General features: G+C 39.1%; 1 protein-coding gene. It reads right to left on the reverse strand.

The window, feature by feature from the left end; all coding sequences use genetic code 11:
- Positions 1-450: MBL fold metallo-hydrolase (locus tag ACU8YE_RS24430; RefSeq protein ID WP_446929971.1), on the reverse strand; the 450-nt coding region annotated here is incomplete at its 3' end.
- Between the last annotated feature and the right edge of the window lie 57 nt (positions 451-507).

Here is a 507-nt window from a genome sequence, read left to right on the forward strand (position 1 = left end):
GCCCAAGGCATCAGGAATTCTGTGAGTCGTCCGGAAAAAGCTAATCGCTGTTTTTCTAAAACGAATCACCGTATCTTCATTAATTTCGTGTAATTCCGCTTCTCGCAATAAACCATGTTCATCTAGTTTGTTGGTAATTAAAGCCAAGGCTAGTGGTCCCGCATAGATTGGGATATTCGCTTGACGTAAAAGATAAGGAACGCCACCAATATGGTCTTCGTGACCGTGGGTAATAACGAGTGCTTTGACTTTATGCAAATTTTGAACGATGTAGCTATAATCTGGAATCACGTAGTCAATCCCAAGTAAATCATCTTCTGGGAATTTGATCCCAGCATCAATAATGATAATTTCATCTTGGAATTGTACCCCATATGTGTTTTTTCCAATTTCGCCTAAACCACCGATTGCAAAAACGCCAGTTTCGTTATTTTTTATGTTTACTTTCATGTTAAAACTCCGTTAGAGTGAAGTCCGCATGTTCTTGCTCGTAAGCAAGATGTTTTT

The organism is Ralstonia sp. VS2407 (genome assembly GCF_052950655.1).